At 50.0% G+C, this 25,473-nt stretch carries 24 protein-coding genes and 1 other RNA gene; 15 read left to right on the forward strand and 10 right to left on the reverse strand.

All coding sequences use genetic code 11. The annotated features are described in order from the left end of the window. Nucleotides 1–115 precede the first annotated feature (115 nt). From KNP87_RS07570 to KNP87_RS07605, 8 genes are all read left to right on the forward strand, one after another. Nucleotides 116–1,510 (forward strand): hypothetical protein, encoded by a 1,395-nt coding sequence (locus KNP87_RS07570; protein ID WP_214721299.1) that lies wholly within the window; start codon nt 116–118, stop codon nt 1,508–1,510. Between the two features lie 206 nt (nt 1,511–1,716). Next, nucleotides 1,717–4,434, forward strand: a complete 2,718-nt coding sequence (locus KNP87_RS07575) for a bifunctional 2',3'-cyclic-nucleotide 2'-phosphodiesterase/3'-nucleotidase (RefSeq protein ID WP_214721300.1) — start codon at nt 1,717–1,719, stop codon at nt 4,432–4,434. Between the two features lie 83 nt (nt 4,435–4,517). Then, complete coding sequence (locus tag KNP87_RS07580; protein ID WP_214721301.1) at nt 4,518–5,033, forward strand: GrpB family protein; 516 nt, start codon at nt 4,518–4,520, stop codon at nt 5,031–5,033. Continuing rightward, the gene (locus KNP87_RS07585) at nt 5,026–5,472 is read left to right on the forward strand and encodes a DinB family protein (RefSeq protein ID WP_214721302.1); all 447 of its coding nucleotides are present in this window, start codon (nt 5,026–5,028) and stop codon (nt 5,470–5,472) included. Before KNP87_RS07580 ends, KNP87_RS07585 begins: the two co-directional genes overlap by 8 nt. A gap of 12 nt (nt 5,473–5,484) precedes the next feature. Next, nucleotides 5,485–6,354, forward strand: a complete 870-nt coding sequence (locus tag KNP87_RS07590; RefSeq protein ID WP_214721303.1) for an alpha/beta fold hydrolase — start codon at nt 5,485–5,487, stop codon at nt 6,352–6,354. 165 nt (nt 6,355–6,519) lie between these two features. Beyond that, the gene (locus KNP87_RS07595; protein WP_214721304.1) at nt 6,520–7,644 is read left to right on the forward strand and encodes a GTP-binding protein; all 1,125 of its coding nucleotides are present in this window, start codon (nt 6,520–6,522) and stop codon (nt 7,642–7,644) included. A gap of 103 nt (nt 7,645–7,747) precedes the next feature. Further along, on the forward strand, nt 7,748–9,271 hold the full coding sequence (locus KNP87_RS07600; RefSeq protein WP_026833255.1) for a cardiolipin synthase: 1,524 nt from the start codon (nt 7,748–7,750) through the stop codon (nt 9,269–9,271). 157 nt (nt 9,272–9,428) lie between these two features. After that, the gene (locus KNP87_RS07605) at nt 9,429–11,804 is read left to right on the forward strand and encodes a glycoside hydrolase family 31 protein (RefSeq protein ID WP_214721305.1); all 2,376 of its coding nucleotides are present in this window, start codon (nt 9,429–9,431) and stop codon (nt 11,802–11,804) included. A 272-nt stretch (nt 11,805–12,076) separates the two neighbouring features. Here the strand turns inward: KNP87_RS07605 and KNP87_RS07610 are convergent, their stop codons facing one another. The 3 genes from KNP87_RS07610 to KNP87_RS07620 form a co-directional block, all read right to left on the reverse strand. Continuing rightward, nucleotides 12,077–12,877 (reverse strand): SMI1/KNR4 family protein, encoded by an 801-nt coding sequence (locus tag KNP87_RS07610; protein ID WP_214721306.1) that lies wholly within the window; start codon nt 12,875–12,877, stop codon nt 12,077–12,079. A gap of 124 nt (nt 12,878–13,001) precedes the next feature. Next, nucleotides 13,002–13,583, reverse strand: coding sequence for a DUF1643 domain-containing protein (locus KNP87_RS07615; RefSeq protein WP_214721307.1), 582 nt, complete (start codon nt 13,581–13,583; stop codon nt 13,002–13,004). A 15-nt stretch (nt 13,584–13,598) separates the two neighbouring features. Beyond that, a complete protein-coding gene (locus tag KNP87_RS07620) occupies nt 13,599–14,282 on the reverse strand; it encodes a lytic transglycosylase domain-containing protein (RefSeq protein ID WP_026833253.1) in 684 nt (227 codons plus the stop codon). A gap of 355 nt (nt 14,283–14,637) precedes the next feature. Here KNP87_RS07620 and KNP87_RS07625 point away from each other — a divergent pair, with 355 nt between their 5' ends. After that, nucleotides 14,638–15,060, forward strand: coding sequence for a hypothetical protein (locus KNP87_RS07625; protein WP_014970193.1), 423 nt, complete (start codon nt 14,638–14,640; stop codon nt 15,058–15,060). 147 nt (nt 15,061–15,207) lie between these two features. Here the strand turns inward: KNP87_RS07625 and KNP87_RS07630 are convergent, their stop codons facing one another. The 3 genes from KNP87_RS07630 to KNP87_RS07640 all read right to left on the reverse strand — a co-directional run bounded on the left by KNP87_RS07630 (nt 15,208) and on the right by KNP87_RS07640 (nt 16,675). After that, nucleotides 15,208–16,107, reverse strand: a complete 900-nt coding sequence (locus KNP87_RS07630; RefSeq protein WP_028106518.1) for a hypothetical protein — start codon at nt 16,105–16,107, stop codon at nt 15,208–15,210. Nucleotides 16,108–16,205: 98 nt separating this feature from the next. Then, a complete protein-coding gene (locus tag KNP87_RS07635) occupies nt 16,206–16,412 on the reverse strand; it encodes a DUF2922 family protein (RefSeq protein ID WP_026833251.1) in 207 nt (68 codons plus the stop codon). Nucleotides 16,413–16,447: 35 nt separating this feature from the next. Further along, on the reverse strand, nt 16,448–16,675 hold the full coding sequence (locus tag KNP87_RS07640; RefSeq protein ID WP_014970196.1) for a DUF1659 domain-containing protein: 228 nt from the start codon (nt 16,673–16,675) through the stop codon (nt 16,448–16,450). 68 nt (nt 16,676–16,743) lie between these two features. On the opposite strand from KNP87_RS07640, the gene KNP87_RS07645 reads away from it, so the two are divergent. The 4 genes from KNP87_RS07645 (at nt 16,744) to KNP87_RS07660 (ending at nt 20,380) form a co-directional block, all read left to right on the forward strand. After that, complete coding sequence (locus KNP87_RS07645; RefSeq protein WP_251135497.1) at nt 16,744–17,739, forward strand: ion channel; 996 nt, start codon at nt 16,744–16,746, stop codon at nt 17,737–17,739. Nucleotides 17,740–17,807: 68 nt separating this feature from the next. Beyond that, nucleotides 17,808–18,500, forward strand: coding sequence for a hypothetical protein (locus KNP87_RS07650; RefSeq protein WP_251135498.1), 693 nt, complete (start codon nt 17,808–17,810; stop codon nt 18,498–18,500). A 59-nt stretch (nt 18,501–18,559) separates the two neighbouring features. Then, nucleotides 18,560–18,976, forward strand: coding sequence for a hypothetical protein (locus KNP87_RS07655; RefSeq protein WP_026833248.1), 417 nt, complete (start codon nt 18,560–18,562; stop codon nt 18,974–18,976). 138 nt (nt 18,977–19,114) lie between these two features. Beyond that, on the forward strand, nt 19,115–20,380 hold the full coding sequence (locus KNP87_RS07660; protein WP_353049359.1) for a S8 family peptidase: 1,266 nt from the start codon (nt 19,115–19,117) through the stop codon (nt 20,378–20,380). Nucleotides 20,381–20,433: 53 nt separating this feature from the next. On the opposite strand, the gene KNP87_RS07665 is transcribed toward KNP87_RS07660, so the two are convergent. Continuing rightward, on the reverse strand, nt 20,434–20,877 hold the full coding sequence (locus KNP87_RS07665) for a hypothetical protein (RefSeq protein WP_233550624.1): 444 nt from the start codon (nt 20,875–20,877) through the stop codon (nt 20,434–20,436). A 134-nt stretch (nt 20,878–21,011) separates the two neighbouring features. Here KNP87_RS07665 and rnpB point away from each other — a divergent pair. Beyond that, an RNA gene (gene rnpB / locus KNP87_RS07670) (RNase P RNA component class B) lies at nt 21,012–21,385 on the forward strand. A 110-nt stretch (nt 21,386–21,495) separates the two neighbouring features. Then, nucleotides 21,496–22,641 (forward strand): THUMP domain-containing class I SAM-dependent RNA methyltransferase, encoded by a 1,146-nt coding sequence (locus tag KNP87_RS07675; protein ID WP_026833246.1) that lies wholly within the window; start codon nt 21,496–21,498, stop codon nt 22,639–22,641. Between the two features lie 50 nt (nt 22,642–22,691). Here KNP87_RS07675 and KNP87_RS07680 read toward each other — a convergent pair whose 3' ends face one another. The 3 genes from KNP87_RS07680 to KNP87_RS07690 form a co-directional block, all read right to left on the reverse strand. Continuing rightward, a complete protein-coding gene (locus KNP87_RS07680) occupies nt 22,692–23,261 on the reverse strand; it encodes a tyrosine-type recombinase/integrase (protein ID WP_214721310.1) in 570 nt (189 codons plus the stop codon). A 201-nt stretch (nt 23,262–23,462) separates the two neighbouring features. Then, on the reverse strand, nt 23,463–24,686 hold the full coding sequence (locus KNP87_RS07685; RefSeq protein ID WP_214721311.1) for a hypothetical protein: 1,224 nt from the start codon (nt 24,684–24,686) through the stop codon (nt 23,463–23,465). 520 nt (nt 24,687–25,206) lie between these two features. After that, on the reverse strand, nt 25,207–25,452 hold the full coding sequence (locus KNP87_RS07690) for a hypothetical protein (RefSeq protein WP_214721312.1): 246 nt from the start codon (nt 25,450–25,452) through the stop codon (nt 25,207–25,209). Between the last annotated feature and the right edge of the window lie 21 nt (nt 25,453–25,473).

Raw genomic sequence — 25,473 nt, forward strand, 5'->3', positions numbered from 1 at the left:
TTATAATTAGAGTATATCGTACAGAAATGACCAGAAGTCATTGAAATTAGACGACCGGCGTTTCTGAACGGCATAGAACAGGAATAATCAAACAAAGGAAAAGGAGGGATTGAGGATGGAGCAACGACAAGAGCGGCGCAACCGGCGCTTTTCGATTATGGATCTCGTGGTCGGGATTGGGTTTGGTCTGATTTTCTTTGCCGTCTTATATGGTCTGATGTCACTCGTGACCGGACAAATCGAATCCTCGGGTGATTACCAGTCGCTCGTCGAGCAAATGCAGGATGCAGGCGTCACCTGGGGAAGCAGCGACGTGACGGTCACGCTGATGCTGTTATTCGTCGGCGGACTGGACGTGACGATGCCGGGTGCGGTCCGGGAAGCAATCATCAATCAAGCGCTCGGAGCGAGTTCGGCCGGAGATGTGTTATCGATCTTTGGGATCGATTTGAATCAAGTTTTGTCCCCGCTGACGTTCGACGCCACCTATGGATCACTGTTGCTGTCGGTGTTTGGGATCGTATTTGTTTTTATTCTCTTTTTAATGATGCGGATCAAAGCAAACCGGCTCGGATGGACAGTCCGATCCGTCAGTTTTTTAGTGACGGTCTGGATCGGTTGGTTCTTTCTTGTCCAGCGCAGTGAATCGATTTCCTTTTTATCGTTCCAAGGCGGTGTGTTGACACAAGGCTTGCTGGCACTTGGGATCGTGATTGGTTTAAGTTATCTGGCGCTCTATCCGCAAGGGTTATCCGGTTTGTCGGCGGCAGCCCGGGGCAGCCTGCTCGTGTTGGTATTTGCGAGTTGTCTCCAACTGTATCTCGTCGTGACGGATGAAACCAAATACAACGGAGATTCGATGCTTCGGACGGCCTTGACGGTCGCGAGTCTCGATGCCGGAAGCGGCGGCATGTATGACTTGTTGCACGGCGGACAGATTTCCTATAAAGCGAACGTTCTCGGAGCAGACGTCGACGTACCGGTGACGATGTTGAACGGGGAGACATCGACCGGGAAATTAAATCAATCGATTGAGGATGTCCTGGCAGAAGTGGACACTGATCGGGTGATGGAACAGCTGTTGACGATTCTCGGCGGTGAACGACCTGATTTGTCGGATACCCAGCTGAATCTTGAACCGGTTGATTACGGCATCGCCCGCCAGACGATTCAGGCACTCGATGCGGAATCAGCCGGATCCGTACCGGAGCCGATTGACTCGGAAAGTGCCTACTGGATCTTGATTCTGATTCCGTTTGTTCTGTATCTGCTCGTCAGTATCCGTGCGTTCCGGACGATCCTTGATCCGATCGTCTTTGCAGTTTTAGTCGGCGTGACGAGTTTTCTTGTTGCTCAAGCGACGACGGCAAACTTTACGGTCGCTTGGCGGAATGAAGCCTTACTGCAGTTTGCGCAACAACCGGTTGGACTGACACCGCTCTATGCAGCCGGCATGGCCTTGCTGGCGGGATTAATCGGTTTTGTCGTCAAACGAAAACCTACTTCATGAACATCAAAAACGTCGAACGACCGTAACAAGGTCGTTCGGCGTTTTTTTTGGAATGTAAAGTCAATTCAAAGTTTGTAAATCCAGTATTTGGTATTAGTTAAGTAGGTTAAATAAGACGGATGTCCGACCTATTCAAAGACGCTATAAGCTACAATGAAAGCGTGTTAAATTAGTTGAGCAGTCATTTATACTTAGGGGGAAATCAGATGAAAAAAGTCACGAAAATCGTCATTGCCAGCACGTTGATCGCACCGATGCTTGCGCCCGTCATTCAAGTCAAGACACTCGCCGCCGACAACAGCGTCGTCAAACTTCGTTTTTTAGAGACCACTGATTTACATACAAACTCAATGAATTATGATTACTTTAAAGATGCGCAGGATGAGTCGATTGGTCTCGTCAAAGCAGCGACCGTCATCAAACAAGAGCAGAACGTCGTCGGGGAATCAAACAGCTTCCTGTTTGATAACGGGGATACGCTGCAAGGGACACCGTTTGGCGACTATGTCAAAAATCAATATGATCAAGGCAACAAAGGCAAACACCCGATGTATGAGCTGATGGAATACCTCGGTTATGACGCTGTCACCCTCGGGAACCACGAGTTCAACTTCGGGCTCGACTTCTTGAAAAATGCGATGAGTGCGTCTAAAGGTGAAATCAAGTTCGTGAATTCGAACGTCCTTGATGCGGTTACGAAAAAACCGATTGTCTCAGACTACAATGAAGACGGCAAAGATTATCAAATCATCGAACGTCAAGTCAAGGACCAGAACGGTCAGATGAAGACGGTTAAGGTAGGTGTCTTCGGAGTCGTCACACCACAAATCATGGCGTGGGATGCCGGCAACCTGACCGGAAAAGTCACGGCCGAAGATATCATTCCGACGGCAAAAGCAACAGCGAAGAAATTAAAAGACGCCGGTGCAGACGTCGTTGTCGCACTCGGACACACTGGCATCGGGGATACGACGGATCAAAAAGACGGCGACGAGAACGTCGGCTATGCGCTGACGAAAATCGCTGACATCGATGTCTTGATGACCGGTCACCAGCACGGGAAATTCCCGGCAACAGACTCTGCATTTAATAAATTACCGAACGTCGATGCGGCGAACGGTCTCATCAACGGCAAACCGGTCGTCATGGCGAACACGCAAGGGAAAAACGTCGGCGTGATCGATTTGCAATTAAAACAAGACGGCGATAAATGGGTCGTGGATACATCGGCTGCGAAACTGGCCGACGTCACGAAAGACACGACGGCAGATGCCGGTGCCGTCAAATTGATCGAAAAAGCGCATGAAGGAACACTCGCCTATATCCGTCAACAAGTCGGAACGATCAACGACGATATCCAAAGCTTCTTTGCACTAGTTCAAGATGACGATTCGGTCCAGTTCGTTACGAACGCGCAAAAATGGTACGTCGAGAAACAATTACAAGAAAACGCGGATCTCGCACAATATAAAGATTTACCGCTCCTGTCTGCCGGCGCACCGTTTAAGACAGGTGGTCGGAACCAAGTCAACGCCTCAGACTATACATTGATCAAAAAAGGACCAATCGCACTGAAAAACGTCGCCGATCTTTACGTCTATCCGAACACACTCGAAGTCGTTAAAGTCACAGGAGCTGACGTCAAGAACTGGCTCGAGATGTCGGCCGGTCAATTCAACGAAGTGACGGATGCGAAAACAGACTTGCTGAACAAAGAGTTCCGGAGTTACAACTTCGATATCCTCGACGGCTTGACGTACGAAATCGACATCACGAAACCGGCGAAATATGACTTTAACGGGGTTCTCGTCAAAGAAGACGCTAATCGTGTCCAAAACATCAAGTACCAAGGCAAGGCAATCACGGACGAGCAAGAATTCCTCGTCGCAACCAACAACTACCGTGCTGGTAGTGCGACTTTCCCGGGGCTTGGGGAAGGCAAAAAAATCGTCTACAAATCCGCTTATGAGACGCGCAACGTCATTTCGGACTTCATCAAAGCGAAACAACCGGTTGACTATCAAGCGGATGACAACTGGTCACTCGTCGCAAGCAAACCGTTGACGGTCAACTTCGATTCTGCGGAAGCGGCTGCACCGTACACGAAACGTTACGAAGGCATCACGAACACAGGGGTCAAACGGGCGGGGGAAACGGGTACATTCTTGACGTTTAACATGAACGTCCCGATGAAAAACTTCAACGTCAGTGTCAGCAGCGTTAAGCCGGGTGCAAAAGTCGTCACGGGAACAGCTGTTGCGGGTGCAAAAGTCACGGTCAAACGCGGTACATCGGTCCTTGGAACAGCGACTGCGGATGAAACCGGTAAGTATGCCGTCACGGTGCGTCCGGTCAAACTCCGTGACAAACTGACGGTCGTTTCAGAACTCGGTTTCATGAAAACTGAAAAAACGATCACGGTCGGAACGGGTGTCGTCGCGACACCGGCCATCGATAAAAAGTCAGCTGTTTACGGTTCAACGGTCCTGACAGGTAAAGCGACAGACGGTCTCGATGTGACGCTGTACAAAGGCTCAACGAAAATCGCCAAAGCGAAAACGACAGCGAGCGGCTTTAAGATTCCAGTCAAAGACGGCTTGATGACAGGCACGTATACCGTCAAGTCGACGGACATCTCAAACAAGATCACGAAAAAAGCTTCGTTTACGATCAAAAACACGTATCCGGTTAAAAAATGGACCGGTAAAAAGACCTTGACGGGGAAAGTTGAAAAACGTCAAATCGTTCGTCTGTTCCAAAAAACGGACAACGGGTATCAATTGATCGCGCAAGACGTTGCCGACAACCACGGCAACTATGTCTTGAAGATGCGGACCGGACTTGCGACGGGTTCATACAAGATGAACATCTATACAGCATCCGACCGTCTCGATCAATCGCGTTACTTCATCACGAAAAAATAAGCAACGAAACGACTTCTCAGCTGAGGAGTCGTTTTTGTTTTGCCGGTAAAACTGGCATACTACATACGAGGGGAGAGGATTTCATGAGACAAGTCATCGTCACACCGTATCAGACATCATGGGCGGACGAGTTTGAGCAGGAAGCCGCACGGCTCCGAACGGTTTTCGGGGAACGGCTGCTTGCGGTGCACCATATCGGTAGCACGTCGGTCCCGGGACTATCGGCTAAACCGATTCTCGACATCCTGCCGGTCGTGGATACGCTCGACGGCATCGAAACGTTCGATGCAGCGATGGAAGCCATCGGCTATGAAGTCAAAGGCGAGTTCGGAATGCCGGGTCGCCGGTATTACCGCAAGGGCGGCAACAACCGGACGCATCACATTCACCTGTATGCAACCGGAAATCCGGAAATCGCGCGTCACGTCGTCTTTCGCGATTACTTACGGCACCATCCGAGTGAAGTCCGCGCCTATAGTGACATCAAGGAGCAACTGGCAACACAATATCCGACGGACATCAGTGCCTACATTGCCGGTAAGGATCTGTTCGTCAAAGCGATGGAGCAACGGGCGCTTCTGTGGTGGTCCCGTGGATGAGTGGCAGGAAGCGGTCTTGCGGCATGTCGGAGTTGGTGTCCGGACGACACGGAGTCTGATCCAATTGATTCGACCGGAAGATTGGGACAAACGACCGATTCCCGGAAAGCGGTCAGTGTACGAGGTAGCGGTCCATCTGGCGGTGTTACTCGAAGCCGATTTACGGATTGCAACGGGAGCGACGGCATCTGAGATGGCGGACTTCTATGCCGTCCCGGTGCCGGTCGACCAGATCGTGGAACGGTTGGAGCAAGCTTTTCATGCATACGAACAGCAGCTGATGACCGGTTTTTTGATCCGACCGACCTATTGGGGGGTTACGGACAGTGCTCCCGGTTGGCTGATGGAAGCAGCAGTCCACTTGTATCACCACCGGTCACAGTTGTTTGATTATCTGAATCTGCTCGGTTATGAGATAGATCTGGCTTTATTTGAATAGGGGGAAGTCGTGATGGAACGAATTGTGGATACAGCGGACGGACGGTTTGACACCCGCCTGACCGGAACGGGAAATGTGACGTTCATCCTTGATCATGGGATGATGTCGAGTCATCATCAGTGGGGCTGGCTCCGCGGTGAATTATTAAAACAAGGACGGGTCTTTGAATATTCGCGCCTCGGATACGGCAAATCGACCCGTGGTAAATCAAAGCGGTTGTTCACGCAACAAGCGGACGAACTGGAACGGGTCCTTGATCTGCTGGCGATTCGCGGACCGTTTGTCTTCATCGGGCATTCGCTGGGTGCCTACATTTCGCTTGAACTCGGACGCCGCCGACCGGACGACACAGCGGGGATTGTCTTGCTGGATCCGTCGCATCCGGAAGTCGACGCCGAATTGCCGAACTGGTACGAACGGACACAAGAGGAATGGAACCGCTTTTTGTATGGGCTCAGTCATGTCCGGCCGATCGCTTGGTTGATTCCCGACGATCTCGGCGCACGGATGTTCACGAGCCTGCCGGAAGCGGATCGTGTGCCGATGTGGCGGAACATGGCACGGAAAAATCACTGGCGGGGAACGTTAGACGAGTGGGAGGCGGTTGAAGCCAACAATCAACACGTCTTGCAGGTTGTCGCTCATGTCACACCCCCTGTGCTCGTCTTATCGGCTTCCGACTGGGCCGGCGGGATGCCGGAAAACTGGTTGCATCCGGAACTGACGAAACGGATCAATGCCGCCCACGAACGGTTTGCCCGCAGTTTGCCGAATGCGACGTTCCATGTGATCCCGAAGACGAATCATTATACGATTGCCGGATTTTCGCAGGAGGCGGCGGAAACGATCGTCCGGTTGATGCGGACCTCGTTTTTTGAGTAAGTGACACGAATCATCATCAAATGACAGGCTTTTTCCGACCCGGTATCGCAGACCGGAACGGGGAAAGCTTTTTTTGTTGGGACAAAATCAGTTGACAGGCTAAATCGGAACGATTACTATTTAAAACGTAATGATTACGATTTGACTAAAAAGGAGTTTTTTTCTATGCATCCGATTCCCATCACTGTCCTGTCCGGTTATCTTGGTTCCGGTAAGACGACAGTATTGAACCATTTACTGAACAACCGGCAAGGACGGAAGCTTGCCATCATCGTCAACGATATGAGCGAAGTCAACATCGATGCGGCATTGATCGAGCAAGGCGGTTTCTCGCGGACGGAAGAATCGTTTGTCACGTTATCGAACGGTTGCATCTGCTGTACGTTACGGGATGATTTATTGCTGGAAGTCCGGCGGTTGGTCGATCAAGGCAATATTGACGGCATCGTCATCGAATCAAGCGGAATCTCGGAGCCGATTCCGGTTGCCCAAACCTTTACATACCTCGATGAAGACAGTCAGATTGATTTGACGGAAACGACGAAAATCAATGCGATGGTGACGGTCATCGACGGCTATCGGTTCTTGAAGGACTTTGAATCCGGCGAATCCCTGATCGAACGGCAACAGGCGGTCGACGAGACGGATGTCCGTGAAGTCGTCGATCTGCTGGTTGACCAGGTCGAGTTCGCCGATATCATTTTGTTGAACAAGATCGACCGGTTGACCATGGAGGAAAAGCACGACGTCATCGGCTATTTGAAAGCCTTGAATCCGATTGCCAAATTGATCGAGACGACACACGGGCAGGTTGATCCGGCCGAGATTCTGGACGTTGATTTGTTTGATTTCGAACAGGCGGCAGCAAGCGCCGGTTGGATTCGCGAGCTGAATGCCGAGGAACATGTTCCGGAAACGGAAGAGTACGGAATCAGTTCGTTCGTCTACAAGCGGGATCTCCCGTTTCATCCGGAACGGTTGCTGGCTTTGATTGAGGCGTGGCCGGAAGAAGTTGTCCGCGCGAAAGGCTTTTTGTATCTGGCGACCCGTCCGGAAATCGCTTTGCTGTTCCATCAAGCGGGGTATGCGTCGAACATGGAATATGCCGGCCGTTTTGAAAGCATCAACGATCGCCGGACGGAACTGGTCTTGATCGGCATCGGTTTTGATCAGCAGGCTCTCGAAGCGAAGTTTGATGCCTGCCTCGTTCAAGCGGATGAAACGGATTGGACCAGCCTGAGTGATCCGATTCCGGGACGCGAGATGTACGACATGAATTTTTCAAAATAGGTCAACTTTTAAAGAAATCACATCCGTGGTTTCTTTTTTTGCTATATTTTTAAAGGAGACAGGGAAATAGAACAATAGAGTACGTTGCAGAGGAGGAAGTCTAGTGCGCAATCGGATTTTACAGTTCGCGCTCGTGTTTTTAGTCGCAGGTGGAATCATTTGGGGGCTATATCAATTAGGCTACCTGTTTTATGTCCTGACGATTTCCGCGACCGTCGTTCCGCTCGCGGTCATCATGATCATCTTCATCGAAAACCGGACGGCCGAGTCGACGATTGCCTGGTTTTTAGTCTTAATCTTCTTACCGATCCTCGGTGTCATCATCTGGATGATGTTCGGCCGCAATCCGCGTCGCCGGCGCCGAAACCGCCGGTCGCATGACGAGCGGACCTTGCTGAGACAGGCGATTCGTCCGGTCCGGTCGCTCGCCGTCAGTGAGTTGCCACCGAATCATTTGAAACTTGCCAACACGATCCGCAACTTCGGCGGCGGCGGGGTGGATGTCCACACGGCAAGTCAAATCCTGACGAACGGCAGCGAGACGTTTCCGGAAATCCTTCGGGCGATCCGTTCTGCCGAACATCATGTCCACATCCAGTACTACATTTACCGCAACGACGAGACCGGTCAGGCAATCCGTGAAGCATTGATCGAGCGGTTGAACGCCGGCGTTGAAGTCCGGTTCATGTTTGACGGACTCGGCAGCTACATGCTCGGGGAAGGTTTCTTGAAGCCGCTCCGGGAAGCCGGAGCGAAGATTGCCGCTTATGATCCGATTTCGAGTCCGTTGTTCATCTTCACGGCCAACTTCCGCAATCACCGGAAGATTGTCGTCGTCGACGGGAAGATCGGCTTTACCGGTGGATTGAACGTCGGGGACGAATACGACGGGAAAAGTAAGAAGTTCGGCTTTTGGCGTGACACGCATCTCCGGCTCGAAGGACGGGCCGTCAAGGAACTGCAGGCGACCTTCCTGGATGATTGGTTATACGCTCATCTCGAAGGCAGTGACACGTGGGAGACATTTGCCGGTGACGAAGCGATTCATCACTACTTCCCGAAACATGATGTCGAGTCGGACGGCGCGGTGCAAGTCGTGACAAGTGGACCGACATCGAAAGATCCGGCGATCCGGAACGCGTTGATCGCTGCAATCATTTCAGCCCAACGGTCGATTTGGATCTCGACACCGTATTTGATTCCGGATAATGAAACGATGACGTTACTCCGTCTTGCGGCACGCGCCGGACTGGATGTAAGGATTCTGACACCGGGCAAAGGTGACAGTTTCACATCTTACTACGGCACGCGCTCTTATTTTGGACCACTCTTAAAAGACGGTGTCAAGATTTATACGTACAACCGTCATTTCATCCACGCGAAACTGTTTCTCGTCGACGGAAAGATTGCCGTCGTCGGAACGGCGAACATGGACATCCGGAGTTTTGTTTTGAACTATGAACTGATGGCGTTTATGTATGACTCGGAGAGTGCCGCCCGACTCGAACGTGATTTCATCGATGATTTCGATGTCTCGATCCAGTTGTCATCGGCCCATTACGTCAAGCGACCGATGCGGTTCCGGATCTTCGAATCGTTTTCGCGTCTGATTTCACCATTGCTTTAAAACGAGTCCCGCATCGTCCCTTATTTCCAGGGACGGTGCGTTTTTTGATTAGCTGTCACTTGAAACGGGAACAACAAGTTTTATACACTAATAGTGTAATCGGTTGCACATTCATTTTTGGAAGGAAGTGACAAGGACGTTCGCGTCCTGATCCCGTATGCGCACAATTGACGAATCCCATTTTTATACCCGAGACATGAAACCATTGGCACGACCAGAAGCGATTGTCCAAGGCGACACGTATCGCTTTACCGTCTTAACAAGTCGTCTCATCCGACTCGAGTACGCAGCGGACGGGCGATTCGAGGATCGACCGACGCAAACCGTATGGAACCGTGATTTTCCCGTTCCATCGTACCGGATCGTCGAGGACGAAACCGAGCTGCAAATCATCACGGAACACGTCCATTTGCACTATACGAAAGGACCGTTTGCGTCGAATACGCTGTATATCGACGTCCTTGGGAACTTCAGTACGTATTACAGCCGCTACACGTACGGCGGACCGCTCCGGACCCTCAAAGGAACGGCACGGACGCTTGATCACGCCGATGGTGAGATTCCGCTGGAAGAAGGAATCATCTCCCGTCAAGGTTATGCGGCGATTGATGATTCGGCGTCGTTTGTCCTGACGGAAGATCATTTCGTCGAACCCCGTCAAGAGGGCGCGCAAGACATCTATTACTTTGGCTATGGTCATGACTACAAACAGGCATTAAAAGACTTTTACCGGCTGACCGGTCCGACGCCGATGTTGCCGCGGCAAGTGCTCGGGAACTGGTGGAGCCGGTACTGGCGCTATAACGAAAAAGAATACAAGGATTTGATGAACCGTTTCAAAGCGGAAGACGTCCCGTTTTCGGTCAGTGTCATCGACATGGACTGGCACGTGACGGACATTCCGGAGAAGTACGGCAGCGGTTGGACGGGCTACACATGGAACCGTGATTTGTTCCCGGATCCAAAAGGGTTCCTGCAATGGCTGAAAGAGGATGACCGGATGGTGACACTCAACCTGCACCCGGCGGACGGCGTCCGTGGATTCGAGGAAGCGTATGAGGCGATGGCCGTTGCGATGGGCGTCGATCCGGATACGGAAGACCGGATTCCGTTCGACTTCTCGGACCGTGACTTCATCGAACATTACTTTACGAAACTGCATCACCCGCATGAAGCGGACGGCGTTGATTTCTGGTGGATTGACTGGCAACAGGGCGCAAACTCGAAGATGAAGGGGCTTGATCCTCTTTGGATGCTCAATCATTACCATGCGCTCGACATCGCCCGGGACGGCAATCGTCCGTTGATCTTCTCGCGGTATGCCGGACCCGGCAGTCACCGTTATCCGGTCGGTTTCTCGGGAGACACGTTGATTTCGTGGGCATCGCTGAAATTCCAACCGTATTTCACGGCGACGGCTTCGAACATCGGCTACGGCTGGTGGAGTCATGATATCGGGGGACACCAACGTGGGGAGAAGGATGACGAACTGTCGACACGTTGGTTGCAGTACGGTGTCTTCAGCCCGATCATGCGTCTCCACAGTACGATGAGTATCTTCAACGGGAAAGAGCCGTGGCGGTACTCGGTCGAGTCGGAGCAGGTGATGAAGAAGTACCTGCGTCTGCGGCACCAGCTTGTCCCGTATATCTATACGATGAACGCCCGGAATCACTTTGACGGTCTGCCGCTCGTTTCGCCGATGTACTATGAGCATCCGGAAGACGAACTGGCGTATGCGGTTCCGAACCAATATTACTTCGGGACGGAATTGATGGTGACGCCGATCGTCGAACCGATGAATCCGAACTTGCATGTCGCAGCGACGACTGCTTGGTTGCCGGACGGCGAATGGTTTGATTTCTTCACCGGTCACCGGTACACGGGCGGTAAACAGATGCGGTTGTTCCGCAAACTCGAAGATCAAGGGGTTCTGGCAAAGGCCGGGGCAATCGTCCCGCTTGGTCAACATCTCGAGCATTCGAACGCACTCCACAATCCGGATCATCTCGAGTTGCTTGTCTTCCCGGGGGCGTCGAACCGCTTTACGTTATTTGAGGATGACAACGTCGGTGTCGCACACCGGGACGGCGAGAACGTCGAAACGGCATTTGAGCTCGACTGGTCAGCGCGGACCTTGACGATCGCGACACCGTTCGGCAAACGGGAACTGTTGCCGGAAAAACGTGAGGTGACATTGATTCTGCGCGGAGTCAACGAAGGACACGTCTCACGGGACGGAGAAGTCCTGCCAAGCCGTTATGACCATCAGACCCAATCGTTGTCCGTTGACCTTGGTGAAATCGGGGAGACGCAAGTCCTGTCGCTCCAGGTCGATATGTCGACGAACGACAACCGGATGGAGCGGTTGTATACGTTCCTCGATCAGGCCGAGATCGGCTATGATCTGAAAGACCGTTTGTATCGGTTATTGTCGCAACGTTTGGAACCGGTCAACTTGATGCATCAGCTTCAGGCGTTGGATCTGGAGAAAGATCTTGTCGACTGCTTGCTTGAAATCATGTTGTTCTAAAAACAAAGCAAGGTAGTGCTAGCTCTCACTCTCTTTTCATCCGCTTTCCTCAGGCGAGACACAAGCCAGTATTCGCGAGTTTTTCCAAAACCGCGAATCCGGGTCTTGTTTGTCTCTGACAGCGCAGGCTTGCCTGCGCTTTTCCCTGCAGGAGTCGGATGAAGAGTAGTGAGATTCACGAAAATCAAAAAGAAGCGGTGGACACATCCATCGCTTCTTTTTATATGCAAACATCGATTGGTCAATCAGCAATAAACTTCAAAATCCGTTTTTCATAACAGTTCTTCATTCAACCATTCGATAAGATCACTCAAATCTGTAATCAGATGTTTGCTCTTCAATAAGTCGATGACGTCTTCAAGAGAAGTCTGCAGTTTTTCTGAATGATTGATCATTGTTTCGGCTAGGTATCCCGCATAACTGTCAATCTGATCTTCATGATTACTCTGTTCAATCCGTTGCATCAATTCACGAATTAATCGTTTCGGTTCTTGACCAATCACCATCCAATGGGAGTAGGCAAGTAAGGTGTCATCCTCATCGCCGTGATCAATGAATTCAAGAATTTCTGCCATCGTCAAACAACTCACAGAAGCGTCAGCTGCATCAAGCGGCTCACTATCCTGAACAGACAACTTCATCAGTAGTTCGTCAAAGGAACTTGCCACAACATGATTAGAAATAACTGAGATATCCAGACACCAGACGGACGGTTGGTACGCATTGTCTTCAAAATTGAAATAGAAGAAGTAACTGCCATCACCATGGGCAAAAATCATCTTTTTTCCGGTTACATCCCATTCCGGTAAAGTACCAACGTTTGACTGGTACACATCGTAAGAGAACGGTTGGATGAAGGTGAAGGGCAAAAACGGTTGAGCGCCGGAGTCTGACCAAGTGTTTTCAAAATCCACTGATACAGCATTAAAAACGACAGACCCTCCGTTTTGTTCGGATAATTTCTCGAGGTAGCTTTCAGGAAAACGACCGGTAAGTTCTGTTTGAATCCTATGAATGTCCGCTTGAAGTAGAGCAGGGGCTGTCAGCTTTTCTTCTTCGTTCCAAAATGTCAAAGGATCTCACCTTCTTTCATGTCGTATTTAATGGATTTCGTTTTTGCAAGATGTGAGAAAAAGTTGGTCTAAAAAAGGTGTTCTTCCGCAACAATCATACGGGAAGAACACCTGACGAGCAGAATTATTTGCGTTTTAACTTCTTCGCTTTTAACTTCATGTCCTGATAGGTGATCATCGGACTGTCGTCGACGGTCAAACGAAGGTGATTCGGTTCGCCTTTAGAGGTAATGCCGGAACAATACAGAGTGTCGGCATACTGATCAAACAGATTCTCATAAGCAGGCAGGTGGTGCATCAAACGACCGGGTGAACCCCAGCCGCACAAGACGACACCGTTCTTTTCCTTGACCTGACGTAACGTCTGTTCGACGAACTCGTAATTGAGTTCATCAAAACTGGCCTGGGCGAACGGTAAATCCTCGCTGACGAGCAAATCCGGCATCAGACTGATGATGTCGTACTGCTTGACCGGACCTTCGACGTATTTCTTCATCAAGTTATAGGCGCGCTGGGTCGTCGTCCCGGATAAAAACGCATCCGTCGTCCGCGGCGTGTAGATCAGGGCCGCGACATGGGTGCCGTCCTCGATGTCGTCGAAGATGTAGCTGCGTAAATAACGTTTTGTCTTGTCTTGGTCGAACGTCGTCTGGACGCGGATCGACGATTCCTCAATCGTCAATGTCGAACGATCGGGTTGTGTCATGGGTGGTGCCTCCTTTTAGTTGGTCAAACGTAAGCTGATGCGAAGGAGTTGTGCTAAAGTCTGTTTCTTGAAATCGAGATCGTTCGCATCAATCGGCTCGATTTGTTGTTGATAGGCATCGTATTGGTCGAGGACGTCGCTGACATACTGTTCACTGCGATTGTATTCAAACAGGGCAGATTCAAGCGTCGCTCGATCGGAACTTTTCGTGACGTCATGTTGATTGAGGTACTTGGCTGCCGTATGGGCGCTGTCCGTCAAATCCGTCGGATCGGCTTTGCCGTCTCCGTTTGCATCAACGCCAAGACCACCGTATTGTTTGATGGCGTCCGGATCCGTCAGGTCGATTCCGTCGTGCTCGATGTCGCCAAGTGACGTGCCGCCTTCGTATCCCCATCCGACCCATGTTTTCGGCATGAATTGGAACGGACCGATGGCGCCGACCGAAGACTGCATGGCGGACGATTTCGAGAAGATCGTCTCGACGCGGTGAATCGCGGCAAGCAACTTCCAATCGACCTCGTACCGGTCACCGGCTTGTTCGTAGATGTCGATGTTCTCGGCTGGGACACCGGATTGTCCGTAATAGGTGCGGTACAGTTCATTTTGGACACGTTCCCGGTTTTGCCAGTAGATGATGCTACTACCGATGAGGACGATCAGTACGAACAAGATGCTTAATCGAAAAACTTTTCGCATATTGTTCTCTCCTCTTTCTGTGATTCCACTGAATGGTATCATATTTCGCAAGGCGCTAATAGTTTTTTTGTGAAGTCCGTTCCCGGGCAACGGTGAGAGCGGTCACATCTTCTTCAAAGATGGAATGACCATGTGCGCTTTTTCAGGTGAAACAAGAGCAAAGTGGATGGAAGAAACAGTTGCATGAGAAAAAGGTTGTTAATTACTGCCATCGTCAAAACAATAGAAATTTGTTAGACTAAACGTCAGATGAAGTCATCGTTCATTTTTAAGAAATTGACGGTTGCAGGAACTGTTGGTGGGCTTGTAAAATGAAGAGGTAAACGCTTACACATCAAAGGAGATGGACGAAACCATGCGAACGATCACTTCCACTGGCGAACGAAAGAAAACAAGTTGGACTCTAAATATCGGGAGTCAACCGAAGTTGATGATGGATGGACTGACGGAGAAAGAAACAGATCAAGAACAACGGATCATCTTCGATCACTTTTACATTCCGACGACGGCTACACTGATTTTTCGGTTCAAGGAACGTTTCCCGAACCATCTCTGTGAAAATGGGTATGATGTGTATGGAGCAGCAGCTTTTGATGAGCAGGTCGTCGAATTGATCTCGAACTGGTTCATTGAACTGGTGACGGTCTTGACGGCGATTCAACGGACGAAAGGTGTCCAACATTTTGTCATCGAAGGCGGCGTCGCGAAGCGGACGGATTTCCTTCCGACCGTACGTCGGACCTGCCGCGCATTAGAATCAACAGTTGATATCGCATAATTCGTAAGACGGACGGGATCATACCCGTCCGTCTTTTTTGTGGCGCAAAAAACAGCCCTTCTGATGTTCTGACGAGCAGACGAAGGGCTGTTTTTAAAAAATGATTTGAAATGGGACGAGGAAAAGGCCGGCTCCTAGTCGAAAGACTTACGTAGGCGTCGAAAAGTTTTTTTCAGCAGCCCGGCAAGCCCGGAGTAAGGCATCCTTAAAGAATCGATCTTCCTGTGAGGCGAGTTGACGTGTCGATTCGTCGTCGCCGCGAAGTGACTTGCCGAGCATCTGGATGACCTTCACCCAGCGCCGGACGTGATCGAGCTGAGGGCGACCCATCGCGACGTAGACCGTGAACCAATCGTTTTGATCACGGCGGATCATCCGTTGGAACAAGGATTTGGCGAGGTCGACCTCTTCCGTCGACGGCAACTCTGCCGATTCGAAATAACGGCGGAGGGCGGCAATCGCCGTCACATAAGCCGCCTGGACGTCAGTAGACGGTTGGTGTTTGCCGTAATCGGAAGTCGACAGGTGAATCAAGGCCGGTTTCTTTTCGATTCCGGTAATCCAGGCGGACATCGTTTTGGTGCCTTTGATGGCTTGGCGGTTGGCGACAGGCAGTTTCGCCGTCACTTGTCCGACCTTACCGATGACATTGACTTTTCCGTTCCGTTCCTGGATTTCGGTCACGGTCATCTCGACGGTGTCGCCCATCTCGAATGGTATCGCTTTTGGTTGCAGCTTTTCCCCGGCGGTCAACGGAGCCCGTTTGCGGATCATCCGTAACGCTTCTTGCTCCATCCGGTCGTCAAGCGACCAAAGGTGTTCAGGTGGGACATTCCGGAAACGGCGGCGGCGCACTTTGATGTATTGATCGAGGGCGTCTGCTGCCTGCTCCCGGGTCATCTCGCCGGATGCGACCGGTCCGATGATGTCGCGCAGGGTGATCGACTCGAGGCGTTCCATGATTCCTTCGAACGGGATCAGCTCCATCACGTAAAGACTGCTGACGACGAGTTCACATTCGCGAGGCGTAAGAGGGCGTTTGGCCATAAATTGACTTCCTTTCCAATTGCTTGATGATTCTAGTATACCAAAAAAAAGTCACCACCACCTCTACGGTGATGGTGACGGATGAACTTTTCGTCAAGTTAGATGACGTAGGCGGATTCCGAGCTGTTTTGAAGCTCAGCCTGACTTAACTTGATGATGCCGGTATGGAACGGATCATGGTCGACCATCAGCTGACCGAGCGCTTTGATCTCCTCGACCGTCGTCGCAGATTTCGCACCCGCGAGACGCAGGCGGAACGGCTTTTTCATGACCGTATCGAATGTTAACAAAATCGTGTGTTCCATCAAATTCCTCCTTTATTCGTAGTGGGGTGAATCGATTACGCGTTAAGTAAGGCAAAATCACGGCTGATCTCCGTGTGCGTGTACGAACCAGCGAGCAGTTGACCGATGGCGCGACCGATCGATGCGACGACTTCTGGTTCCAAGTCAGCACGGAGACCGTTGAAGCGGCGGCGGGCAAGAACCGCGTCTCCGTTCGGCGTCACCTTGTCACTCCGTTCGAAGACGACGACTAAACTCGTTTTGATTTCTTCGGCTTGTGTCATGTGTATCACCTCCTTCGCCCTTATTGACAGGACGAAAACAGGATTTGTTCGGAAAGGATGAAAAAAAGATGGTCTGGTTACGTTTTTTACGGAAGATGTCCTTTTTGAAGATGCGGACATTGGCGTTTGCTTCGTTCGTGTTCGTCTTTGGCGTCGCCTTGATCATGTATCTCGTCGAACCGGACACGTTCGGTTCGTACTTCCGTGCCGTCTACTGGACGATGACGACCGTCGTGACGGTCGGATACGGGGACTTTTTCCCGAACACGGACTTCGGGCGCTTCATGACGATTTTCATCTTCATCTTCGGAATCGGGATTGTCGGTGGATTAATCTCAAAGCTCGTCGACGGGGTGCAATTGATTCGAAATCAAAAGGAAAGAGGGTTATTGCAAGTGAAAGAAACCGGGCATACGTTAGTCTTCGGCTACAGCCGACGCTCGAAACACGTCATTGATGAATTGCTCGAGACGACGGATGTCATCTTGGTCGATGATCTCGAGCGGGAACCGTTCAGCCATCCGCGTTTCCACTACATCAGCGGCGATCCGGCACTGGAATCGACGTTACAGCGGGCGAACATCAAAAAGGCGACCCGGGCGATCGTCCTCGCCGACCATTCGATACCGCCGGCACTGGCTGACGGACGGACCTTATTGATCGCGGCAAGTATCGAACGGGCGAATCCGAACATCTATACGATCGTCGAGATGATGCTTGAGGAACACCTCGACAGTTTTGAACAAGTCAAGGTCGATGAAGTGTTGCTCGGGGACGAGACCGTGGCACGGATGGCGATTCTCGCCGCCCATCATCCGGGGGTGACGAAAGTCGTGACGAATCTGCTGACGAAAGACGGAGACGGGATGTTCTCGATTCCTGCAAAACCGGAGTGGACGACGTTTCGGGATGCGTTTCACAGCTTGCTCGAAGACGGGGTGACGATTTTATCAGACGGCAAACGGCTTGATTTGAACCGCCGCCTCGATGAAGCGATCCCGCCGAACACGACGTTGATCGTTCTCTGCAGCGAAGAAACAGCGCAACAAATCGGTGCCTTGTAAGTGGGAGGATTCAATTAATTCTTTTTCGGGTATAGTAAATACATTTACTATGCAGAGGAGTTAGTATGATGACAAACCCACAACCAGAATGGATCCAAGAATTATTTGAGACGGTCGACCAAGGCGAATTAAAAGATGTCCCTAAATTACTCTATATGGCGTTGACGTTAGAACCAAGTTATTTCACAAAAGCAGTCAGCCGTCTCAACCAACGGCTGGAAGTCGAGACGTTACCGGAAGTATCAGAGTTGTTGACGGTCTACCGCCAATTCTTCATCTCGGCCAATCCATCGGAAGAATACTGGACGATCGCTTGGAATGAGTTGATCCAGACGATGCACCACTTCATCGATCGGTCGGAAGCACAACAATTGTTCAAGGAGCACGTTGATTTGATCGATTGGTGGTCAAGTGAATCGTTATTGTCTCTCCCAAGTTGGTTAACAGTGCTTGATTTAGCGGAGCGGATTGACGCCCTCGATCAGTTCAGCAGTTACTTACCGGACGTCTTTGAAAGTTATGCGCTGGAAACGGCGAAAGACGAACCGTTTGCCCGCCTCGCATGGTATGCGCTTGCCAGCAAACAACAGGAGTTGTTAGTGCCGTTTCATGACCGGATTGAACAGGCGGAAGCACCTGCGATTCGTTCACTGAGCGACGGTGATTTGCTCGATCAAATTGATACGACCCGTGTTCGTATGTTAAAGTCTAAGGATAACGAACCGATAGAATTGATGTTTGATCGAAAATGGACATTATAAGTTAACACATAGAAAGTGACATCTAGAAACTACACGAATTTAATCCAAGGGGTGTAGTGATGATACACGTCAATTTGCCGCAAGGTGATTATGTCGTTTTGGTGGAGATCAATCGGGAAGTCTTGCTATGCCATTCATTAGAGGAAGCAGAGCAGGCGGAACGCGATCGTTACGAACTGGTCGGTCGGATGAGTGAACGTCTGCCATCCGAAGTGATTGGTCCGTCGATTGCCGATTTCGTCCGATTTTCCACCGGATTTATTGGAGAAGCCGTAACCTGGAGTGAGGCGGAAGAAGCCTTTTTTTGCCAGCAGTTCGAGACGTTTGACGGATCGCCGCTCGGAGAAGATCTGACCGGAATTGATGCGGCACGTTGGCGGGCAGTGCTTGTCCGTTATTATTCTTATGTCACGATCGGAAAAATCATTCCATTTGAAGTCAGCGAAGAGTCCGATGGGACCGTTCCATTTTTTTAGTCCGTTTGGGTCAGCACATCAATAGAATCGGCGTGTAAAAAGAGAAGGGCAGGGTCCACATTGAAAAAGAAACTTGCACTACTCACATTTGCTGTCGTCGTAGGGTTACCTACCTCTGCGTTCGCTAATTCTCAATATGTGCAGTACGATCCAACATTTACGGAACAACAAAAACAATCCTGGTTATCGGAACAAGGTCTGCAGGAAGTACGGGAACTGAAACAGGACGGCTTTTCGCTCGTCGAACCGTTACCGCACCTCGATGAGGCAGATGTTGAAGCCGATTTGATTCCGGTCACGGTCGTCGAAAAAGCGACCGATTCGGCTCAATTGCAGCAAACATATTTGGATCAATCGCGTATTCCTACTTACTGGAAATACAGTCGCGGCAAATCCGACATCCGGGTCGCGATCATCGATGATGCGATTGACGTCAATCACTCGGAGTTCAAGAACGTCATTTATAAAACAACGACGATTTCCGGCATCCGCAAACCGGACGATCACGGGACACATGTCGCCGGAATCGTTGCGGCCGCTGAAGACGGCAAAGGAACGGTCGGGGTCGCATCCGGTGTGAAACTGATTGGCGCCGACGTCTTTGACGGTGACTTCGCCAGTTCGCTCGATATCGGGGACGGGGTCTTGTATGCAATCGCGCAAGGCGCGGACGTGATCAATTTGTCGCTCGGACAATATGAATACGATCCGTACATGGAAGCCGCGATCAAAAAAGCCGAAGCGAAGAACATCACCGTCGTCGGTGCGGCAGGGAATGACGGACGCAATAAACTGCTCTTCCCGGCCTCGATGAAATCCGTCATCGCCGTCGGATCGGTCGGAACGCTTGGTCGTGCGTCGACCTTCTCGAATTACGGGAAGGGATTAAACATCATGGCGCCGGGCGAAGGAGTTTACTCGACGATTGTCGGCAACAAGTACGGTTACCTCGACGGGACGTCGATGGCAACACCGATCGTCAGCGGTGTCATCGCCCTTGCGAAGTCGAAGAATCCGTTCATTTCGAACAGTACGTTGCGCAGTAAACTTTATGCGGCAGCGGCGAAAAAGAATGGCGATACGACATCCCATTACGGAACAGGCCGTCTGAATGCGGGTATGCTCGCGACGATTCCGGCACCTGTCTCGAAAGTGTCGGTCCCGTCGGTCTTGAAACCGAATCAGCCGTTTGCGTTTTACTTTGACGAGTATTCGAATGCCAAGACCCTGACCCGTCTCTACAAGGACGGCAAGGTCGTCAAGACGTTCACGAACGATTATTTGCGTAACGGGACGCATAAGTATTCTTACGCGTTAAAGGAAAAAGGGACATATAAACTCGTTTTTGCGACGTCGAGCGGGCGTCACACGCGGGTGACGGAACGCATCATCACCGTCAAGTAAATAAAAAAAGCCGTCTCACCATGTGGGAGACAGCTTAGGAAGACTCAAAGGATTCACTTTGGGTCTTTTCCTTTTTTATAAACCGGTGTCGGCGCGACAAGCGTTTCGCCGGTCCACTGGATCGTCGCTTCCATTTTGTAGCCGGTATCGTCTTCATGAATGAAAGACAGGCGTCCGGAGTCGATCAGTTGATACAGTCCGTATTCAACTTGATTCGCCCACGACCGTAATGTCATCGCTTCATCGTACAGCGGGATTTGCTGCGGGAAGCGTTCATTCATCAATAAAATATCATGCTGGTCGAAATGGTAGCTCCGTTTCGATAACGCATCAGGTTGTTTTACATTAAATGGCTCGAACGCATGGATGAGTTCACCCTTGCGATAAAAGGCAAAAATGCCGTTCCGGAGATGAAGTGCCTTGATTTCGTCGATCTCGATCAAGAACGTCAATTTCCGTACGGTACGCTGGTTCGTACCAGAGCGTCGTTTTTTCATAGTACATGCCCCCTTCTGAACCATTGTACTATACCGCAAAATCACGTAAAAACGCAACTGTTCCGCCCATTGATCGAGAAATACCTCTTGCTAGAATCGGTCGTGTGCGCTACACTGTTAAGCAGTGACTATGTTGGTTCGGACAATTGCGGGGCACTCCGGTGCTTTGAGGAAAGTCCATGCTCGCACAACCTGCGATGGTTGTAGTGATCGTGCTACACGAAAAGATAAGTGTAGGCAGCGTCGTGCTGACGGCAGAAGGAACGCCTAAGTCTTCGGATATGGCCGAAACTTCTTGAAGGTGCCACAGTGACGGAGCCTTACTGGAAACAGTAAGGGTGGAACGAGGTAAACCCCACGAGCGAGAAACCCAAATTTGGTAGGGGAATTTCCGGAGCGGAACTGAACGCGAAGGAGAGCGTATGTAAATACGGAGATAGATGATTGTCGCCCGCGTGTGAGGGTCAAACCGTTTGCAACACTAGGGAACAGAACATGGCTTACAGGACCACATAGGCTGTTATTTTTACTTTGAACGAGAGTCCAGGTCCAACTGGGCTCTTTTTTTATTGAAATGATTTTTGGAAATTTTAGAAACAGGTAGGAGCGTGAACAATCATGGCAAAACGTTTAGTCATCGCGACGGCGGCAATGGGGATCGAAGCCCTCGTCGCCAAGGAAGTCCGCGATTTAGGATACGAATGTACGGTTGAGGACGGAAAAGTCTATATCGATTGTGAGCTTGAGGACATTCCTCGTCTCAACCTCTGGTTACGGACGGCGGACCGTGTCAAACTCGTCGTCGCGGAATTCAAAGCGACATCATTCGAAAAGTTATTTGATCAGGTCAAGGATCTCCCGTGGAGCGAACTGTTGCCGTGGGAAGCGAACTACGTCGTTAATGGCCGCTCGGTCAAATCGAAGTTGTTCTCGATCCGTGACTGTCAGAAGATCACCGAAAAAGCGATCGTCTCGCACATGCAGGAAGCCTACAACATGGGCGACGAGTGGTTACCGAAAACCGGTGCCAGCTTCCCGATCGAAGTCGCGCTCTTAAAAGACATCGCGACGCTGACGATCGATACGTCAGGCGATGCCCTCCATAAACGCGGCTACCGGGAGTTCCACTCCGCGGCACCACTGAAAGAGACGATGGCCGCAGCGATGCTGATGCTGACGAACTGGAAGCCGGATATGCCGCTGTACGACGTCTTTACGGGTTCAGGAACACTGGCGATTGAAGCCGCGATGATCGGACGGAACATCGCACCCGGGATCAACCGTGAATTCGCGTCGCAGGAATGGGCCTGTATTCCGAAAAAAGCCTGGTTCGATGCAATCAAGGAAGCAAACGACAAAGCCGAGTGGGACAAGCCGCTCAAAATCTATGCCAACGATACGGATCCGGAGATGGTCAAGCTCGCAAAACAAAACGCCGAGCTCGCTGACGTCCGGGACGCAATCAACGTCATGCAACGGGATGCAGCCGACTTCAAGCCGAAGGAAGACTTTGGTGTCATCATCGGGAACCCGCCGTACGGTGAACGTCTCGAGGACGCACGCGAAGTCCATCAGCTGTACCGGAAGATCGGCAATGCGTTCCGTGAATTCCCGTACTACAGTGTCTACATGATCACATCATACGTCGAGTTCGAAAAAGCATTCGGTCGCCCGGCGACGAAACGCCGTAAACTCTATAACGGGAACATTGAAGTTCAGTTCTATCAGTACTATGGTCTCCGTCGGAAAAGACCGCAGGCATAAGCGGTTTTCTAGGGTAGGGTAGTCGCCAGTTCTCACTCAGTTCCCACTTTTTAATTTTTTTGCCAAAATGTCAGGAGCCGCTCGGTTGAGCGGCTTTTTTGTCGTCCAGTAAAGCCACGATCTTGGAAGCCGTATTTTCCTGTAGAGTGTGAATGACATGCGCATACGTGCCCATCGTCTGTGGCATTGGGCCGTCTTTGCAACGCAACCTTGAGGTACTCGGAGGCCGTCAACGTCGTCATATCCTTGACGACTTCACTCAATTTCACTACCAGCGAGAATGAGTTCAAGAGGTGATCCGTGAATCCCATACGTTTCGTCCATGAGAACAGACCGACCATAATGGCACGGTGGGAGTTGATGGTCGATGGCTTAAGTCCTTTTTTGTCCCATTCTACAATTAGGCGCTGGGCGTGCGCCGGCGTGACTTCTTTTGATTGGATATTCTTGAACGAAAGCGGAATTCTCTTGACGATGTTGTGATACGAATGATAAGTCGTCTCCGCTTTGCTCAAACGAACGTGTTCTTCCAACCAAACGACGAATAGGTCTTCCATGCGTCGCGTGTTGATAACCTTACGGATGGATCCGTCATGTCGTTTCCGGAGTTGGTCAGCCACCCAAAATTCAACTTCCTTCTTACATTCAGACGAGTAGGAGAGTTGAATCCGTTTCCCTGTCTAACCCTAGATTGATTCGTACTTTCCACCGTCCGTTCGGTTGCTTGGTGATTTTCATAATCGCGTGCTCCTTCTCTTGCGTACATACGTTCTGTTATTATTTGTAAGAAAAGGCACCTGAGTGCCTTCAGTGTACTATGTTTATGAGTCTTGTTCGTCTGCGTATTGCATGATAAATGTGGTATAAGCAGAAATATCAGGTTGAGCGAGTTTCTTCATCGCATTGAAATTCTGTTTAATATCACTTGCAAGCTTTTCTGCATCTGAATAATCCTGCATATCGATGCTATAAAATTGTGTTTGAAGTCTTTCGTAAAGTCGATTCATTTCAGCTTGGTTGGCAGCCAGTCGTTGGGTCGTGGCATCTAATTCATCTGGAACATCGGTTTGTTTCAACGTCGTGATTTCTTTGTTGATAGGGTCTATCATTTCTTTAAGAGTGAACAAAAGAGAAGAAAGCGGAGCGGTCACCTTGTCACCCTTCGTCCCAACCATGGCATTCAAGTCATCAATTTTAAAAGACAGTTGGTCGTACATCTGCGAAATGTTGTACATACTCGACAGGAGTGTTTGTGTATCGTAGGTGGCCGTTGCTTCCTCCTGCACAGGTTCCGCGACAATCGGTTCTTCTTTTTTAACGGAGTCCGGCTGGTCAATGGCATCGTTCGTCTCGCCATCCCGCATATTGTACCGAGCTTCGTCCATGTTATCAAAGTTGATAGGAGAGCGGATGCCTTCTTGTAACTTCTTATCGACGTTCAAGAAGATACCAGGATGCAACCAGTAGCCGTCCGCTTTCTGGAAATATCGTTCACGATCAACGAGGACCATGTCTGTGAAATTGTCGAGATTCATTTGATCCAATGTATCACGGGTATAGAAGGACTTAAACACTGTGTCAATATTCTCATTCCCATCATCGTCCGTCATCACGGTAGAGCGTTCGAAGGCGAACAAGTCAAAGTTTGGGTTCGGGTAGAGATCCTCAATCAGGTTGATGGAGTCGTACGCATATTCTTCCATGAGTGAATTGTCACTCCAGAATGCCGAATCCTTGTAGGTCACAATCAACGTTTTATCTTTCACGACTACCTTATCAATATTCTTGTCGTACAATTTTAAATTGTTCTCAATTGTTTCGGATGTCGAGGTCTTCAAATCCGCGCTCTTGATCTCCGGTTCCTTTTCTTCGACGTCCTCTTTTTTCTCATCAGCTGCCTTGACTTCCTTCTTCGCTTCATCAGAAATCCGATTTTGGTTATTCATTCCGCCTAAAAAGGTACCGATTAATAACACAGCGAAGATGGCAACAAGCGTCCACTTGCCGCTAGATGTCATGCGGGATTCACCTAAACGTTTTTTCACATTATCCCTCCTTGTTCCATTTATGTTATATATATCCATATTCATTCTATACTAGTTAAGTTCCCGTCGGTGAGCTGTTTTGTGCGAGAATGGGAAAACTATTCGACAAGGTAGGACTTATTTTCCGGAAAGATTATTACCAAATGTTAGGTTAGTAATATAATAGGTCTATTGTATTATTCTGAAAAAAACTTAATATAAGTAAAGAATAATAAAACATACGTCGCATATTGTATCTGAAAAGTGGCTTTGATTGTTTCGATGTGGCGTTTCTGAAGAACAGAATGCCAGAGACATTCGCCGGAGGTGCAAAAACAAATCCTCATCGTTCCGGCATCCCATCCGCAGGCTTAGCACAAAATATAGACAAAGAATTAGTGTCAGAAAAAATAGTCCATCTCAGTAAATGAGTTTGAGGACGATACAAAAGATTGATCAACGGCTTGATAGATGACGGTACAATCCCTTTTCGTCAAGATTTTTGTCGTACAAAAAAGCCGTCAAATCGACGGCTGAGATGTTACCATTCAAATCCTTCTTCACTATAAGATCCATCCGAATTAAAGAAGCGTTCTTCTACTTTACCGCTTGATGTATTCGTATAGATGACGTATACATCGAGTTGATCGTACTTATCCGCCATTTTTTTAGCAGCTTTACGAGCATCGGCTTCATTCGTAAACGTTTCCGTCATAGTTGCTTTTTGATGGTTCTCTACACCATGTTCCTCATAACCTTCTACTGACCATACTTTTTTTGATGACATAATAACCAACATCCTTTCATT

This window comes from Exiguobacterium sp. s192, from assembly GCF_018618795.1.
GTDB classification, from domain to species: Bacteria; Bacillota; Bacilli; order Exiguobacteriales; family Exiguobacteriaceae; genus Exiguobacterium_A; species Exiguobacterium_A undae.